The organism is Endozoicomonas sp. ONNA1 (assembly GCF_024606325.1).
In the GTDB taxonomy this organism is placed as follows: domain Bacteria; phylum Pseudomonadota; class Gammaproteobacteria; order Pseudomonadales; family Endozoicomonadaceae; genus Endozoicomonas_A.
This window is the reverse complement of the sequence record NZ_JAHHPN010000211.1, coordinates 1-15,952: the sequence shown is the minus strand read 5'-3', so window position 1 is coordinate 15,952 and position 15,952 is coordinate 1. Positions and strand designations below refer to the sequence as shown.

Sequence of the window (15,952 nt, the reverse complement as noted above, 5' to 3'; positions counted from 1 at the left end):
AACCAGCGCAATAAGGTCAATACGGGATTGATGCCAGCCAAGAGAGGTTTTAAGATGCTTTGCCAGTGAATGGGGGGTGTTGCACGAAAGGTGACTGCTTGAGGTAATGGGCTTGCAGAATGCCTGCTGTCGGCCACCTATGCACCCTTTGATATCAAGCTTTGTCTCGAAATTATCCCCTTCAGAGCTCTGATTTTTGACAAAAGGCTTTTGACAGAAAACATTCTCATTTTCTTGATCTATCTTTCCCTTCTGTTAACCAGAATACAAGGATAGAATTATTGAGCACTCACTCTTTGCAACACTAATGTTGCTGCTATTGTCGCTTTCTGTCATCTGCCAGGGTGAAACGTTGACAGAACGTATTTTTGTTGAGATTCAACAAAATTCAAACCGGAGCTTCACTATAAAGCGTGACCAGCGAAAATTGTCTGGCAACCCATCACACATTACCGACACAGGGGGCTGTGCAGGAACAGATTTCCTGCCTGATGAAAAACGACAGAAATCGTATGATTACGGAGCAAAAATGCCCCTTATTGAGTCGATTTCGTGGCAGTTGCTATACGCTACTAATCTACTCGTTGGTTTCGAACTGATCCTGAGCACCATAGATACCCCTTTAAGCTCTAACCCACACTCAGGGATGCTCGCAGAAGTGGTTGTCAGTGTCGGTTGGCTTTTAAAATGCTATTGGAACCCTTATTCACGGCTGTTTAGCCCAATTCAATACCAAGTTGAACAACAAGAGTCGAGTCAGGATCGCCTATTTGCCACCATCACTGTCATGTTTGGCTCTGGATGTAACCAACAATCATATCAGCCAACAAAATCATCCAGTCAGCAAGCTCCGCAAAGAAGTACATACCCTTCAGGCTATTTCGCTAGCCTCCTGCATTCTGACTATGAGGACGGTAACGAAGACCCTCAACAACACCCACATACTTTGGGTTTGAATTGTTTCGTCCATCCCTGTCATGGTACCTGTCAACTCCGACCATCATCTGATAACACAGAGCCCTCTGAATGGCCGATGAATTTCGCAGGAAGCTCATGCCTCCATTTGGCCACTGGGTACTGCTTCAGTTGCGTGGGGCATTTGGATCCTTTACAGGTTACGCACCCCCAACAAACCCTGCCTTTCGAAATACGGGATGATATTCTTGCCATTAAACGCCAATACGATTTTGGTCAACGATTTCCGCCACAGGCGCATGGTACTGATGACAACCCAGCCAATAATGGCAACCCTCAAGGCGGGGTCGCTTTAGACTCAATGAGTGCAGGGGTAGTCTCTAAAGGGCAACGAACCTGTGTCGAGATCGTGATAGGTGAGGATGGCCGGCAGCGGCCATGCGGAAGGATTTGGAAAAGTTCCAGAGCCCTGTCGGATCACAAAAGAAGAGACCACAGTGGGCAACAAACCTGTGACGTGCCCCTGATCGGTCAGGATGGCCAGCCGCGGCCATGCGGAAGTATCTGCAGAGGTTCTAAAGCCCTGTCGGAACATAAAAGAAGAGACCACAGTGGGCAACAAACCTGTATCGTGACCGTGATCGGTGAGGATGGCCACCGGCAGCGATGCGGAAAAGTCTTGAGAAGTGCTATATCTCTTACGGCTCACAAAAGCTCATACCACAGCGGGCAAAAAACCTGTGACATGACGGTGGTCGGGGAGGATGGCCAGCTGCACAAATGCGGGATGCTCTGCATAAATGCCAGAAATCTGGCGAGTCACAAAAGAGTTGCTCACACTGGGCAAAAAACCTGTGGCATAACTGTCGTTGGGAAGGATGGCCAGCCGCGGCCATGCGGGATGCTCTGCAAGAATGCCAGAGACCTGTCGTATCACAGGAGAAAAATACACAGCGGGCCAAAAACCTGTGATATGCCCCTGGTCAGCGAGGATGGTCAGCAGCGGCCATGCGGGTTGGTCTGCAAAAGTGCCCCGGCCCTGACGGATCACAAAAAAAGAGACCACACCGGACAACAAACCTGCAACATGACCGTGGTCGGGGAGAACGGCCAACTTCAACGATGCGGTCAGCTCTGCGACAATGCCAGAGCCCTGTTGAATCACAAAAAAAAACATCGAAAAAGCAAGTTTGTTGATGTGGACCAGAATGGAGGCCTCTTTTCTAAATGACAGACAAATAGATATATGCTCTTGATCTATCCTTTCTCTCTGTAAAACACAATGCAAGGATGGATTTATTAAAAACTCTCTCTTTACGGCACTGCTGTTGTTGCTACTGTTGCTACTGTTGCTACTGTTGCTACTGTTGCTACTGTTGCTACTAAAGCTGTTGTCTGTCGTCTGTCAGGCCGAGCCGTTGACAGAACGTTTTGTTGTCGAGCTTGAACAGAATGCAGTTTTTACAAACCAGAGCTTTTCTGTAAAGGATTACCAGCATAAATGGCCGGACAGCCCGTCAGACATTACCGATACAAACGGCTATGCAAGATCAGATTTACCGCTTGACGAAAAACGACACAAACTTGTCGGTTACGGGGTAAAAACCACCCTTATTGAATCAATTTCATGGCAATGGCTTTGCGCTACTCATCTGCTGGTTCGTTACAAACTGATCTTGACCACCAAAGACTCTCCTCTGTTTTACACCCCTTATTCATGGGTGCCTGTAGAAGATGTTTGGGTGTGAATTGTTTCATCCACCCCTGTTACGGCGTTTGCCAATTCCGATCATCATCTGATGGCAGAGAGCCCGCTCGATCGCAGCTGGATTCCCTGGAAAATTTGACAAGCCACACAGAAGCTATCACCGGACAAAGCTCACGCACCGATTTGGTCAATAGACACGGCCATAGCTACAAAAGTCATTCTGATACTATGCAGAATATATATTCCAATGAAACGTCGCTTTTCGAAATGTCGTTTACCCTGTCCACACCCCCACCAAGAACCTCAGAAACAGAGCAAACAACAGAATCATTCCAATTGGACCAGACCCAGACTAAGATGTTATTGTCGTCTAACAACAGCGTAAAGCACCATGGTCAACATACCTGTGACGTGACCGTCTTCGGGGAGGATAGTCAACCGCGACTCTGCGAGACAGTCTGCAAGAATGCCAGAGTCCTGTCGGATCACAAAAGAAGATTCCACACCGCACAACAGACCTGTGACGAGATGGTATTCGAAGAAGATTGCCAGCAGCGCCCGTGCGGAAAGACGTGCAAGAATATTCGATCTCTTTCGGTTCACAAAAGCAAATACCACACCGGTCAGGCAACCTGTAACGAAATCTTGGCCGAAGAGGATCGCCGACCGCGGAGATGCGGGACGATTTGCAAGAGTGCTAAAGCCCTGACGGAGCATAGAAGCATGCATCGAAAGCGCAAGCGCGTTCAGGTGCACTTCTCCCAATGAACACTAGTTGCCCTCTTCTGCCTGCTCCCTCTCTCCACTGTCGAGCTCAGATGCCAGCCGATAATCATCCCGTCCGCTTTTCTTGGCCACATACATGGCCTGATCAGCAGCCTTGAGCAGAGCTTCGGCATCAGTGCCGGTATCTTCTGATGTCGCAATTCCGATACTGGTGCCTACGTGTCTGGCTTCGCCATTCAGATCGTGGGGTTCACGGATTGTGGTGAGAATCTTCTCAGCAATCAGTTTGGCGTCCGATGCTTCCGCCACATCATCCAGAATGATGGCAAACTCATCCCCCCCTAACCTGGCAACCAGGTCACCTTCACGCACACATTCCTGCAACCTTTGTGACACACTTCTCAGCAGAAGATCTCCGGCATCGTGCCCAAGGGTATCGTTAATTTCCTTGAAGTGATCCAGATCAAGGTACATGACAGCAGTGCTCTTATTCCGCCTCTGACTCCTGGCTAATGAAGCACCCAGAAACTCTTTGAACAGTGTCCGATTAGCCAGCCCTGTCAAACTGTCGTACTTCGCCATCAGCAACAACTGATTTTCCAGCTTCTTGCGCTCGGTAATGTCTTGAAACAATAAAACGCAACCCTGCACTTCCTGCCTGTCATTAACAATAGCCGCCATATTGTATTCAGCATCAAAGTGGCTTCCGGAAAGTGTCCAAAGTTGTCTATCTGATGTATGAAAGACACCTCCAGCGACCATCGTATTCTCAAGTATTTCTGACTCTTGCCACTTTTCCAGAGCCTCTTCCCCTTTAGCGTCGTATACAAACTGACTGATGTGTTTTCCCAACAGATTTTCTTCTGTTCCTCCAAGCATGGCGCAGGCGGTTGGATTGATGAACGAAATCTTGCCATCGGGATCAAGACCGGCGATGCCTTCACCGGCATTATCCAGCAACAACTTATTCTTTCGGCTGATCCAGCGAAGCTCCCTTGAGACTTGCTCTAGCTCAATCCGCTGTTCTTCCAGCTGCAGAAACACCTTAACCTTGCCCAACAAGATATCCGGATTGATGGGTTTTGGCAGATAATCAACCGCACCCGCCTGATAGCCTTTACTGATGTAGGACTGATCCTTGTTTATGGCGGTGACAAAAATGATAGGAATATTGGCTGTCTGCTTGTTGCTGTGCAGCAAAGTCGCCGTCTCAAAACCGTCCATGCCCGGCATCTGCACATCCAGAAGGATCACCGCAAAATGGTGATGAAGCACTTCTGATAAAGCCGCTTCACCAGAGTCCACTTTATGTATTTCGGCTCCCAACGGCTTGAGAAGCTTGTTCATGGCCAGCAGATTCTCAGGACGATCATCCACGACCAGAATTTTGACTTTCGGCTTGTCATCCATGACCGCCCTCCTGACTCATTCATGTCTCAGGTTTGAAATTCTTGGATTTTAAGCAGACAGCCATATCACTCAAGTCCAGCACATGGTCCACACAACCGGTTGCAATGGCTGATTTGGGCATTGTCGGCACCTCGGCTGTTTCGGGATTCTGGACAATGGTTAATCCGCCTGCCTGTTTAACAGCCCTGACACCCTCTGCCCCATCTTTATTGGCGCCCGTTAACAGGACACCCACCACTTGTGTACCAAAAACATCGGCAGCAGATTGAAAGAGGACATCCACCGAAGGTCTGGAATGGCAGACCGGGGCATCAATGCTCAGGCTCAGGGTTTCCCTATCTTCAACCTGCAAGTGGTAACCACCAGGAGCCAGGTAAACATGATTGTCGACCATCTTCTGCTTGTCATAAGCAATACTGACCGGCAGTGGTGATGTTTTCCCCAGAAATTTTGATAAGCCTTCTTCATCACCGGACGCCAGGTGTTTGGTAATAATAACGGGATACGAAAAACAGCTTCCCAGTTCCAGAAGCAGGGATTCCAGTGCTGAAAGCCCTCCGGCTGAGGCTCCTATCACCAATACCCCGTCGCTCATCAATTACCCTTTCTGTAGATGCGCTGGTCCCGATCAGTGACTTCCAGCTGATTACCGATTGAACTGAAGAGAATATTTTCCCGCTTGCCAACACAGAGCACACCTCTGGAACAGAGACTGTCAAATAGCAGTTGCAACACCCGATCCTGTAGCTCCTGATTGAAATAAATGAGTACATTTCGACAAAGAATCAGGTTCATTTCCCCGAATACACCATCCGTCACCAGATTATGATTAGCAAAGGTAATATGATCAGCCAGTCGTCCATTGAACTTCACGGAGTCATATCCTCTGTGAAAGTAGTCTGATAACTCTTTCTTGCCTCCTGTCTTGCGGTAGTTCTCCTCATAAAGAGCCATCTCGGCTTCCGGATAGATACCGCTTTTGGCATGACGCAATGCCTGATCGTTAAAGTCTGTGGCATAGATCTGACAGCGATCCAGCAGACCCTCTTCATCGAGAAGAATAGCCATGGAGTAGGCTTCCTGACCACTGGCGCAGCCCGCATGCCAGATTTTGATAAACGGATAGGTTTTCAGAATCGGGACTATGTTCTCCCGAAGAGACTTGAAGAAATCCGGGTTCCTGAACATCTCTGTCACAACCACCGACATATCTTTAACAAAAACAGCGAAAGCAGACTCGTCATGAAGAAACAATGGAATCAAGTCACTGATGTGCTGAACGCCCGACATCTTCATGTGTCTTTTGACACGGCGGATTAAAGATGCTCTGGCATAGCTGCCAAACTGGTAACCATACTTTTCCTGAACAGCACTCAGAAGTAGCTTCAGTTCAAAATCCTGATACGAATCCCCGGGTTCTGTCATTTGAATAACCAGACCTTCATCATTTCAACCAGTTTGTCGATCTCCACCGGCTTGGTCATATAGTCATTGGCGCCCGCTTCTATACACTTTGCCTTATCATCGGACATGGCCTTGGCTGTCAGTGCAATGACAGGCATACTCTTAAACCGGTCAACTTCACGCATTTTGGTCATGGCTTCATAGCCGTCCATCACCGGCATCATGATGTCCATCAGCACCAGCTCAATACCCTCTTCTTCATCGAGCTTATCGAGGGCGTTTTGTCCATTATCAGCAATGACCACTTCCAACCCAATTCCCTGCAAGCCCTTGGATAATGCAAAGGTGTTGCGAAGATCATCATCCACCAGCAGAATTTTATGACCTTCAAGGGATTTGTTATTCACCGACTTAGCTGCAGGCCTTAATTCGGCAGGAGCCGACTTTTCGATCGAATGAATGAAAAGGCTGATCTCATCCATCACCCTCTCGGAAGCATAATCCCCCTTCATAACCAGAGCACGGGTATATTTCTGCAGCTCTTTCTGGTCTTCTGCCGACAACTTCTTATCGGTATGAATGATGATCGATGGCATGTTGTCGCCCATCTTTTCCTGAAGCTTCTGTAAAAACGCCAGTCCACTGCTGTCTGGTAAATCGACATCCATCACCAGACACTGCCAGTGATTCTCTGACATTGACTGTTCGGCTTCTTCAGCGGATGAAGCCTCGGCGATATTCATCCCTTTTTCTCTCAGCATTTTCGCCAGGTGTGATCGACTCTCTGCATCAATGTCCAATAACAGAGCATGTTGGATATCTTTTGAGAGAGCCGTTTTAAGCGTGCTGAAAACCTTTTCCAGGTCACCTACCGACACCGGCTTGACCAGATAACCAACAGCCCCCTGTCGCTCTGACTCATCAGGATCACGTCCCGAAACGATGTGAACCGGTATGTCTTTTGTCATAGCATTCTTCTGCAACTGCCTGAGCACATCTTCACCATCCATATCTGGCAGGCCAAGATCCAGAATAATGGCCATAGGCTGCTCTTCGATCGCCGTCTGAATCCCTTCCTTACCATTGGCGGCCACCAGACATTGATAACCATGACTGCCGGAAAGCTGTTTGACGATATCCGAGAAATGCTGATCATCTTCAATGATCAGAATATTCTTTCCAGCTGTGGACCTTTTCTTTTTGATCGGAGGCTTATCAGCCACAGGAGCCGAGTCAGCTTTAGCTTTTTTTTCAGCAGGAGCGGAAGCGGCTTTTTGATAACCGTCACTGGTAGCGGGTGAATAACTGTCAGCCGTGACTTTTGCGCCATCAATTGAGCAAACGGCATTATCAGGCAGATAAACCGTAAACGTTGTTCCTTCTCCTTCGGCACTCTCTATGCCGATATGACCACCCAACATAGAAGTCAGTTCACGTGAGATTGCCAAACCTAACCCGGTTCCACCGTACTTTCTGCTGGTTGAACCATCCGCCTGCTGGAATGCCTCAAAGATGGCATCCTGCTTTTCTTCCGGAATGCCTATCCCGGTATCCCTGACTGCAAAGGCAACATAGGTTTCGTAGCCATGACCTGCCTTACGGGTTGAGTTGAATACCCGGATATAGACGCCCCCCTGTTCCGTAAACTTAAAGGCATTAGACAGGAAGTTTTTGATAACCTGCATAACCCTTTGGCTATCGGTGAGAATAACTCTGGTCGTCCCGGGATCTATATCCACAGAGAAATCCAGTCCCTTGTTTTCAGCCAGAGGTTTGAACAAAGTCCGCATACTGGAGCACAGCTCTTCAATATCCATATCTTCCAGATTGACACTCATCTTGCCGGCTTCAACCTTGGACAGATCAAGAATATCATTGATCAAATCGAGAAGTTCCTTCCCACCGCTGTAGATCACTTGTGCGGATTCAATCTGGTCTTCGTTAAGGTTACCTTCATCGTTATCTGCCAACATCTGTGCCAGAAGGAGAAGTGAGTTCAAAGGCGTCCGTAATTCATGGGACATATTGGCCAGGAACTCAGACTTGTATTTACTGGCCTGTTCCAGCTCTTCTGCCTTCTCTTCCAGGGTTTTTCTTGAAAGCTCAATATCCAGATTTTTTCGTTCAATCTCAGCTTTCTGTTGCTGAAGAAGCTCGGTTTTTTCTTCCAGCTCAGCGTTAGACTTCTGCATCTCCTCACTCTGGGCTCTTAGCTCCTCCTGGGACTCTTCCAACACTCTGGCCCGGCTTTCCAATTCATCATTGACAGAACGCAGCTCTTCTTGCTGCTCTTTCATGGCCTCTGATTGCCGCGTGGTCTTTTCGAGCAGCTGATTGACACGGTTACGGTATTGGGCAGAATTAATACCGATAGCGACACTTTCCAGAGCATCTTCGAGAAAGCCCCTCTGTTCATGCGTCAGCTCCCTGATAAGGGCAAACTCCAGAACTCCCTTAACTTCTCCCTCATAAACAAGCGGTACGGTAATAATCACTTTGGGAGACGTATTGCCCAATCCCGATTCAATTTTGATGTAATCTTCGGGAATGCCGGTCAACTCAATGGCCTGCTTCTCCAAAGCCGCCTGACCTACCAGACCTTCCCCGATCTCAAAAATGTTTTTGTTCTGCTGGCGTTTTTGCCAGGCAAAAGATGCCATCAGCTGCAATCGCTTCTCATCATCCATGACATACATGGCACCTGTCTGCATATGCAGGTAGCGGGCAAGGTAGGAGACGATGTTCTTACAGACCTCTGATAGCTCCTGCTCTCCCCTCATGCAGTTATTCAAACCTGCCAGACCTTCCTGCTGCCAGCTCTTGCGATCGTTATCACTGATAACATTTCTCAACTTCTCCGTCATCTCAGAGAAGCTGCGACTAAGGTCACTGATTTCATTGTGACCGCTGAGTACAGCACCCTGAGCATAATCACCCGACGCAACCCGATTAACCCAGGCAGTGATGGTTCTGATCGGTCTGACCAATCTTCGGGTAATGACCAGTGCAATCAGAATGACAATCAGGGCGGTAATCGCTGTGATATAGATCAGGCGATTTCTGAACTCAACAACAGAGACAAAGGCATCTTTCTGGCTCACTTCAGAGATAAGAGCCATAGTTGTGCCGGCGACCTCAATGGCATAAAAGGTTCCCAGAACACTCTCTTGATAGACATTGGTGTAGCTCTTGATATGAAAATGTTGATCGCCTTTATGACTGCCGGAGACATCTGAGTGAAGATCGAGTTCTCCACCAAAAAGTTCATTCAGCTCTGCATCGCTATCAAGACCGTGACTTTGATCATCCATGTTATGATCATGAAGTTCATGGAATACGCCATCGGTATCAACATGAGCCAACCAGTCCTGAGTCAGGATATTATCTGCCTTCAATATCATGGACTGGCTTGAATCCAGATCTGTACCGTAGCGAATGTAGCCATCATCACCAATAAGATAGGATTTCAGAACATCACTAAACTGGTTTTCGCTCTCAAAAATGTTTTGAACGTTATGAGCCAGTATCTGAACCGCCAGAAAGCCGATTGTTTCCTCTTTCTCATCCACCAGCGGCAGAATAAAGAAACTGACCTTCTGATCTCCAATGGGTGGATACGCAGTCACATCAGCATACTTGGGAACTACCTCTTTAAGGCTTTCACGGGCCGCTTTTGCAAGTGAGGTATTGGCAAGAGCCCCAATGAAAAGGTTTTTGCCCAGATCACTGTAGGCATTCACGGTATAAAGAATATTACCTTCAGTATCCCCCAAAATCAGATCGGAGTAATCGTAGTAACGTAAAAAGTCCACAAACTCACTGGAGTACTGATTCAGAATCTGATTATAACTGTCAGAATTAATGAACATTTCCGGTGATTTCTTAAGAGCCTTGCGACTCTCAATCAGATGTGACAGAAACTCCCGGGCCACTCCGGCCTTGATAAACAGGTTGGTGACTACCGAGTCAAAATAATCATTAATTTGCTGACTCAATAGCTGGTTGACAGTACTCAACTGTTCATAACGACTTTGAACGATGGTTTGTTTACCTTGACGGTATTCATTGAAACCAATCACCGTAATAGGTCCCAGCGACAAAACCATGAACCAGACAAAGAGTGTGACCGATAGACCATGCCTGAATTTTCTATCAGATGATTGTTGTGAATCCTGCATTTGTCTGGCCATCCCTGCCACTTAAATCCCAGTATGTAAGGTGTAATGCGCCTACCGCCAGAATTGCGAGACTTCAGCGGTTTATCCCTTATTGCATCGCCTATTTAAGGTAAAGTTTTAGAGCCGGTAAGCAGGAAAATAACACCGGTTATCCAATGGTGCTGGCAGAGCCTTGTCCCACATCACCGGAGGAAAAAGCCCTTTACCGCTGACGGAAGCAGTTTCCACAGATAAGAATACAGAATCGATTAAGAGCCCTTGTCCAAAAAAAAGCTTAAGATCTGATAATGGCTACGGCTCATACCCTGAAGATACAGGCCTCCAAAAGCAAGATATCGCTGCTGAAACAGTAAACAGTGCAATGCCCCGGCAAACCCGCTAGATTAGGTTAAATTCAGGCAATTAATCAGCACAGACAAAGCAGATTAAGGCTATGCAACTCAACCAGATCGTTTACAACCATTTTCATTGTTCTCATTCTAAAGAGTCAAGACTGGCCGTGATCGTGGGTACCAATGGTGCGGGTAAACCGCCTCAATGGAAGGTATCAAAGTTGCCTCGGGCACGTAGGGGCAGAAGCGCCCCGGATTCTGAATCGAATACTCCCTGTTCAACCTCGTCCGGAAAACGATCCAAACACCATTTTGCTTAACGAGTATCTTGATCTGGTTTACGCCGAAAAATGGCAGGAAGCAGAATAAAAGCGAAAAGCGTTGGACGCTATTTTTCAGGGGCAGGAACCGGCCCTGACCTAAGCTGACTTTTATATAAAAACCTTCAAATGGGGGCCCATATGAGACATCAAGCAATACAAATCATGGATACCGTGACAGAAGACGAGTACTTGAATTACGAAAGTACTTCAACGATTCGTCATGAATACTACAGTGGCTATGTGGTCGCTATGGCAGGCGACACGGCAAACCATAATAAGATCACTTTGAATCTGGCAACTCTTCTACATAGCAAACTGCCAGAAGGTTGTGAATTGTATTCATCGGATATGCGTTTAAAGGTCAAGGGACAGAAGGAAGTCAGTTACCGCTACCCTGACGTGTGGGTACGTTGTGGCAATGAATCATTGACCACTGAGACGACAGGTGAGGATGCCTGCCTGATCATTGAAGTTATGAGCCATGGAACCCGAACCGTCGATGAGACTTATAAAGTGACTGAGTATGCAGAAGCATTGAAACACTGCAATGGCGAGTATTTAATGGTCGATTCTGAGCGCCATTATGTGATATTGAAAGGCTGGGTAAATGGCAGGTTTATTACCAGGAGGAAGCTGACATCCATCGGATTGATTTATTTTGAATCTATAAAATCACAGTTTTCTGTCGAGGATATCTACCAGAAAATCCTGTTAAACTGAGCCCCATCCGGCATAAATCTGTGTTCATAATGTTGGCGTCAGATAAGCCGGTGGGTCTCACAACAGGCCCAAGCCAGATCGGAAAGATCGACTTCTCAGCCAATCAATGAATCATCTTGACCAACCATAACATGGTGCCGATCAGGCTGTATAAAGAGCAGGTTAAAAGGGCAATTTCCTGACGGGACAGTCGATCATTCGCAGCTTTCATAATGCTTACCTCGTACTTCATAATCGCTATTCAAACATTACACTTTCCAGTGTAGCGATCAGAGTCGGCGTCCAAATGGCTGGCAAAACATCAAAAACCTGATGCCCGCGGGTGTCGAGCCTGTTTTCGTCATTTGGGGGTCCATAAGCAGGAATAGATGAGCGGTCTTTTGATGATCCAGACTACCTGATTGGCTGTTTTTCGCCAGAAAAGCGTCAGGCTCCCAGATAAGCTTTCCGGACAGCATCATCCGCCAACAATTCATCACCGCCACCCTGTAACACGATACGACCGTTTTCCAGAACATAGCCCCGGTCTGCCAGTCTCAGAGCCTGGTTGGCATTCTGCTCCACCAGAAAAACCGTAACACCTTCTTCCCGGAGACGTTCGATAATTTCAAAAATCTGTTGGATAACAATCGGTGCCAGTCCGAGACTGGGCTCATCCAGTAACAGCAATTCCGGGCTGCTCATCAGGGCTCTTGCGATCGCCAGCATCTGTTGCTCTCCTCCGGACATAGTACCACCTCTCTGGTACAGCCGCTCTTTCAGACGGGGGAAGAGCTCCAGCACATGTTCATAGTTTTTCCGGAAAGGCTCACCATCGACAAAAAAACCGCCCATAGTCAGGTTTTCTTCAACAGACAATCTGGAGAAAATTCTTCGTCCTTCCGGGACAACAGCAATGCCTGAACGCATAATTTCGGAGGTAGGACGACCCGAGAACTCCTGACCCTTGTAGAGTATGGAACCCGATTCAGCTCGGGGTTCACCACAAATGGTCATCAGTAATGAAGACTTGCCAGCACCATTGGCGCCTATCAGAGTAACGATCTCACCTGCCGAGATATCCACACTGACGTCATCCAGAGCCTGGATCTTTCCATAGAAGGTAGACACGTTTCGAATGCTGAGAAGTGGTTCAGGTGCTGACATACTGCTACTGCCCTTTATTTATTCTGATTGTTATTTATTTTGACCGTTATTAAGAGTCATCGAAGATAACAGAAATACGTTTGCAAGACAGCCGGAAACTCACGGCTATCCCTCACCCAAATAAGCCCTGATCACCTCAGGGTTGTTGCGAATATCCTCCGGCACACCTGACGCCAGTGGACGTCCCTGATTGATGACATAAATCCGGTCAGAGATATCCATAACCAGCTTCATATCATGTTCAATCAATAACACAGTAACGCCATGATCCCGTCGCAGATCTGAAATCAGCTGATCCAGCTCTGCCGTCTCATTGGGATTGAGACCCGCTGCAGGTTCATCCAACATCAATAACTCGGGCTGAGTCACCATACAACGGGCAATCTCCAGTCTGCGTTGCTGTCCATAAGCCAGGTTACCCGCTTCACGATTGGCAAATTCGGTCAGACCCACTTTATCCAACCAGAACTCAGACCTCGCCATCGCTTTTTCTTCACTACGCCGATAGCCGGGGGTTTTAAACAATCCCGCCAACAACCCTGTATTCAGATGTCGGTGCTGAGCAACCAGAAGGTTTTCCAACACGGTCATGCCCTTAAACAGACGCACATTCTGGAAGGTTCTCACGATACCAAGCCGGGCTATTTTATAGCCCGGTACCTTCTCGATAGCCTGACCTTTATATTGAACAGAACCACCTGTCGCCTGATAAAAGCCCGTAAGGCAGTTAAAAACGGTCGTTTTGCCGGCACCATTGGGTCCAATCATGGAAACGATTTCACCCGGACGGATTTTCAGCGCCATCTGATCAACAGCCAGTAGTCCGCCAAAGCGCATACTCAGATCAGAAACGTCCAGTAAACATTCACTCATTCTGATTCCTCCATTTATACGCTTTCGGCCAATGATGCTGTCTTGACCGGACTGCCCGACTCAGACCTGCTCGATTTAGTCTTGATATGAGGCCGCTTCATGGGCATCAGCCCTTCAGGGCGCCATACCATCATACAGACCATCATTAACCCGAACATCAGCATCCGGTATTCTTGGAATTCACGGGCAAACTCAGGCAAAACGGTCATAATCACAGCGGCAAGAATGACACCGACCTGAGACCCCATTCCGCCCAGTACGACAATGGCCAGAATGATGGCGGACTCAATAAAGGTGAACGACTCTGGACTAATAAAACCTTGACGGGCAGCAAAGAAGGTGCCTGCAAAGCCGGCAAACGCAGCCCCTATGGTGAATGCAGACAGTTTGATGGCCGTAGGATTTAATCCCAGTGAACGACAGGCAATATCGTCTTCACGCAACGCTTCCCAGGCTCTGCCAATGGGCATTCTGAGCAGTCGATTGATCACAAAAAGCGTGGCAATCACCAGCAAAACCGCCAGTATGTACAGAAAAATCACCTTGTACTCACTGCTGTAATCAATGCCAAAGTATTCGTGGAAAGGAACATTCCCTTCTTCCTTCGCCCTGCGTCCAAATTCAAGACCAAAAAGAGTCGGTTTCGGAATCTGACTGATACCGTTGGGACCACCGGTTAATGTCGTCCAATTGTTGAGCAGGATTCGAATGATTTCACCAAAGCCCAGAGTCACAATGGCCAGATAATCACCCCGAAGCCTGAGCACCGGGAAACCCAGAATAAACCCAAAGAAAGCAGCCAGAAAACCGCCCAACACCAGACTGCTCCAGAAATCGAGGCCCAGATATTGATTCAATAAGGCATAACTGTAGGCACCGACGGCATAAAAGCCGACATAACCCAGGTCAAGAAGACCAGCCAGCCCCACCACAATGTTCAGACCCAGTCCCAGCATGACGTAAATCAGAGCCAGAGTTGCCAGATCCACAGCGCCCCTGGAAACAAAGAATGGCCAGATCATCAATCCTGCTACTGCAAAGCAGATTAAAAGAGTTTTAGCCTCTTTTTTCTCAGTTGCTTTGATCAGCTTTGCTGCATTAATAGATGGCAACTGTTGTTTTATTCCTGAAAGCCCCTGATCGATTGGCGCTCTGAATAACTGAAAGAAGAAAACAACAGCCACACCTGCTGCTATCCAGAAGAGGGAAGAAGGATCAGCTAATGAAACCTTCAGCCCAACACCCGAGGGCTCAAGACGAACCCCCATCATCAGGCTGGTTAAAACCAGCAAAACGACTGCCGAGAGCACTGCCGGAGTATAGCGTAATGATTTCATACTTTTTCAACCTCCGGCTTGCCCAGAATACCTGAGGGTCTGAACAGAAGAATCAGAACAAGAAGACTAAAGGCGACAACGTCCTTATATTCCGTACTGAAGTAACCCGCAGTGAAGGCCTCCGTGACGCCGAGAATCAAACCACCCAACACAGCTCCGGGTATACTTCCGATTCCTCCCAGCACGGCAGCAGTGAACGCTTTAAGACCTGCCATAAAACCGATGTGAGGATTGATTACCCCGTAATACATACCAAGCAATACACCCGCTACCGCGGCAAGAGCCGCTCCGATAACAAAAGTGATCGAAATAATCTGATGCGTGTTGATTCCCAGCAGCCCGGTCATTCCAAGATCTTCAGCACAGGCTCTGCAGGCCCGCCCCATTTTTGACCTGGAGATGAACAGAGTCAGAGCCGTCATGGCAATAAACGTCACCGCAAAGATGATTAACTGCATGTACGACACAGTTGCGTGAAAACCCTCTTCAGGACCAAAAGTCCAGCCACCACTGATCATGCCAGGCATAGCTATATCCCTTGACCCCTGGGCAAGACGGACATAGTTCTGCAGGAAAATAGACATACCAATGGCAGAAATAAGGGCAATCAGCCGGTTGCTGTTTCTCAAGGGCCGATAGGCAACCCTTTCAACAGCATAACCATAGGTACTGGTGATAATGATGCTGATGACAAAGGCGGAAACCAGCATCAGTGAAACACTGTCTATTCCCATCATCGCTAACGCGGCCAGTACCGCAAAAGCGATGTAACTGCCAATCATGTAGATCTCACCATGAGCAAAATTGATCATGCCAATAATGCCGTACACCATGGTATAACCGATAGCGATCAGAGCGTACGTACTACCTATCGTCAAAC

At 47.8% G+C, this 15,952-nt stretch carries 13 protein-coding genes; 5 read left to right on the top strand and 8 right to left on the bottom strand.

The genetic code is table 11. From position 1 onward, the window contains the following. Positions 1-352 precede the first annotated feature (352 nt). From KDK19_RS05000 to KDK19_RS04990, 3 genes are all read left to right on the top strand, one after another. Positions 353-2,146, top strand: a complete 1,794-nt coding sequence (locus KDK19_RS05000; protein WP_257255109.1) for a hypothetical protein — start codon at positions 353-355, stop codon at positions 2,144-2,146. A 97-nt stretch (positions 2,147-2,243) separates the two neighbouring features. Next, entirely contained in the window at positions 2,244-2,663 is a 420-nt protein-coding gene (locus tag KDK19_RS04995) for a hypothetical protein (protein WP_257287999.1), read from the top strand. 95 nt (positions 2,664-2,758) lie between these two features. Beyond that, the gene (locus tag KDK19_RS04990; RefSeq protein ID WP_257255107.1) at positions 2,759-3,391 is read left to right on the top strand and encodes a hypothetical protein; all 633 of its coding nucleotides are present in this window, start codon (positions 2,759-2,761) and stop codon (positions 3,389-3,391) included. Positions 3,392-3,394: 3 nt separating this feature from the next. On the opposite strand, the gene KDK19_RS04985 is transcribed toward KDK19_RS04990, so the two are convergent. The 4 genes from KDK19_RS04985 to KDK19_RS04970 are packed head-to-tail and all read right to left on the bottom strand — an operon-like array spanning position 3,395 to position 10,341. After that, positions 3,395-4,759, bottom strand: a complete 1,365-nt coding sequence (locus KDK19_RS04985; RefSeq protein ID WP_257255104.1) for a diguanylate cyclase — start codon at positions 4,757-4,759, stop codon at positions 3,395-3,397. Positions 4,760-4,778: 19 nt separating this feature from the next. Continuing rightward, positions 4,779-5,354 carry a chemotaxis protein CheB gene (locus KDK19_RS04980; RefSeq protein WP_257255102.1) on the bottom strand — a complete coding sequence of 192 codons (576 nt, stop codon included), beginning with the start codon at positions 5,352-5,354 and terminating at the stop codon, positions 4,779-4,781. Continuing rightward, positions 5,354-6,184 carry a protein-glutamate O-methyltransferase CheR gene (locus KDK19_RS04975; RefSeq protein WP_257255101.1) on the bottom strand — a complete coding sequence of 277 codons (831 nt, stop codon included), beginning with the start codon at positions 6,182-6,184 and terminating at the stop codon, positions 5,354-5,356. Before KDK19_RS04975 ends, KDK19_RS04980 begins: the two co-directional genes overlap by 1 nt. Further along, positions 6,181-10,341 (bottom strand): response regulator, encoded by a 4,161-nt coding sequence (locus tag KDK19_RS04970; RefSeq protein WP_257255100.1) that lies wholly within the window; start codon positions 10,339-10,341, stop codon positions 6,181-6,183. The genes KDK19_RS04975 and KDK19_RS04970 overlap by 4 nt, the downstream gene beginning before the upstream one ends. 433 nt (positions 10,342-10,774) lie before the next feature. Between KDK19_RS04970 and KDK19_RS04965 the strand changes: the two genes are divergently transcribed. Together KDK19_RS04965 and KDK19_RS04960 are read left to right on the top strand one after the other, a co-directional pair. Further along, positions 10,775-10,993, top strand: coding sequence for a hypothetical protein (locus KDK19_RS04965; RefSeq protein ID WP_257291468.1), 219 nt, complete (start codon positions 10,775-10,777; stop codon positions 10,991-10,993). A gap of 141 nt (positions 10,994-11,134) precedes the next feature. Then, positions 11,135-11,716 (top strand): Uma2 family endonuclease, encoded by a 582-nt coding sequence (locus KDK19_RS04960; RefSeq protein ID WP_257255097.1) that lies wholly within the window; start codon positions 11,135-11,137, stop codon positions 11,714-11,716. A 426-nt stretch (positions 11,717-12,142) separates the two neighbouring features. Here the strand turns inward: KDK19_RS04960 and KDK19_RS04955 are convergent, their stop codons facing one another. The 4 genes from KDK19_RS04955 to livH all read right to left on the bottom strand — a co-directional run bounded on the left by KDK19_RS04955 (position 12,143) and on the right by livH (position 15,950). Next, positions 12,143-12,862 (bottom strand): ABC transporter ATP-binding protein, encoded by a 720-nt coding sequence (locus KDK19_RS04955; protein WP_257255096.1) that lies wholly within the window; start codon positions 12,860-12,862, stop codon positions 12,143-12,145. Between the two features lie 105 nt (positions 12,863-12,967). Beyond that, positions 12,968-13,735, bottom strand: coding sequence for a high-affinity branched-chain amino acid ABC transporter ATP-binding protein LivG (gene livG, locus KDK19_RS04950; RefSeq protein ID WP_257255095.1), 768 nt, complete (start codon positions 13,733-13,735; stop codon positions 12,968-12,970). Positions 13,736-13,749: 14 nt separating this feature from the next. Beyond that, positions 13,750-15,072 carry a high-affinity branched-chain amino acid ABC transporter permease LivM gene (locus KDK19_RS04945; protein ID WP_257255093.1) on the bottom strand — a complete coding sequence of 441 codons (1,323 nt, stop codon included), beginning with the start codon at positions 15,070-15,072 and terminating at the stop codon, positions 13,750-13,752. Continuing rightward, the gene (livH, locus tag KDK19_RS04940) at positions 15,069-15,950 is read right to left on the bottom strand and encodes a high-affinity branched-chain amino acid ABC transporter permease LivH (protein WP_257291467.1); all 882 of its coding nucleotides are present in this window, start codon (positions 15,948-15,950) and stop codon (positions 15,069-15,071) included. The genes KDK19_RS04945 and livH overlap by 4 nt, the downstream gene beginning before the upstream one ends. Between the last annotated feature and the right edge of the window lie 2 nt (positions 15,951-15,952).

Coding starts and splice junctions, on each gene's coding strand:
- KDK19_RS04985 (WP_257255104.1), bottom strand. CDS start 4,759: ATGGATGACAAGCCGAAAGTCAAAATTCTGGTCGTGGATGATCGTCCT.
- KDK19_RS04980 (WP_257255102.1), bottom strand. CDS start 5,354: ATGAGCGACGGGGTATTGGTGATAGGAGCCTCAGCCGGAGGGCTTTCA.
- KDK19_RS04975 (WP_257255101.1), bottom strand. CDS start 6,184: ATGACAGAACCCGGGGATTCGTATCAGGATTTTGAACTGAAGCTACTT.
- KDK19_RS04970 (WP_257255100.1), bottom strand. CDS start 10,341: ATGCAGGATTCACAACAATCATCTGATAGAAAATTCAGGCATGGTCTA.
- KDK19_RS04965 (WP_257291468.1), top strand. CDS start 10,775: ATGCAACTCAACCAGATCGTTTACAACCATTTTCATTGTTCTCATTCT.
- KDK19_RS04960 (WP_257255097.1), top strand. CDS start 11,135: ATGAGACATCAAGCAATACAAATCATGGATACCGTGACAGAAGACGAG.
- KDK19_RS04955 (WP_257255096.1), bottom strand. CDS start 12,862: ATGTCAGCACCTGAACCACTTCTCAGCATTCGAAACGTGTCTACCTTC.
- livG (WP_257255095.1), bottom strand. CDS start 13,735: ATGAGTGAATGTTTACTGGACGTTTCTGATCTGAGTATGCGCTTTGGC.
- KDK19_RS04945 (WP_257255093.1), bottom strand. CDS start 15,072: ATGAAATCATTACGCTATACTCCGGCAGTGCTCTCGGCAGTCGTTTTG.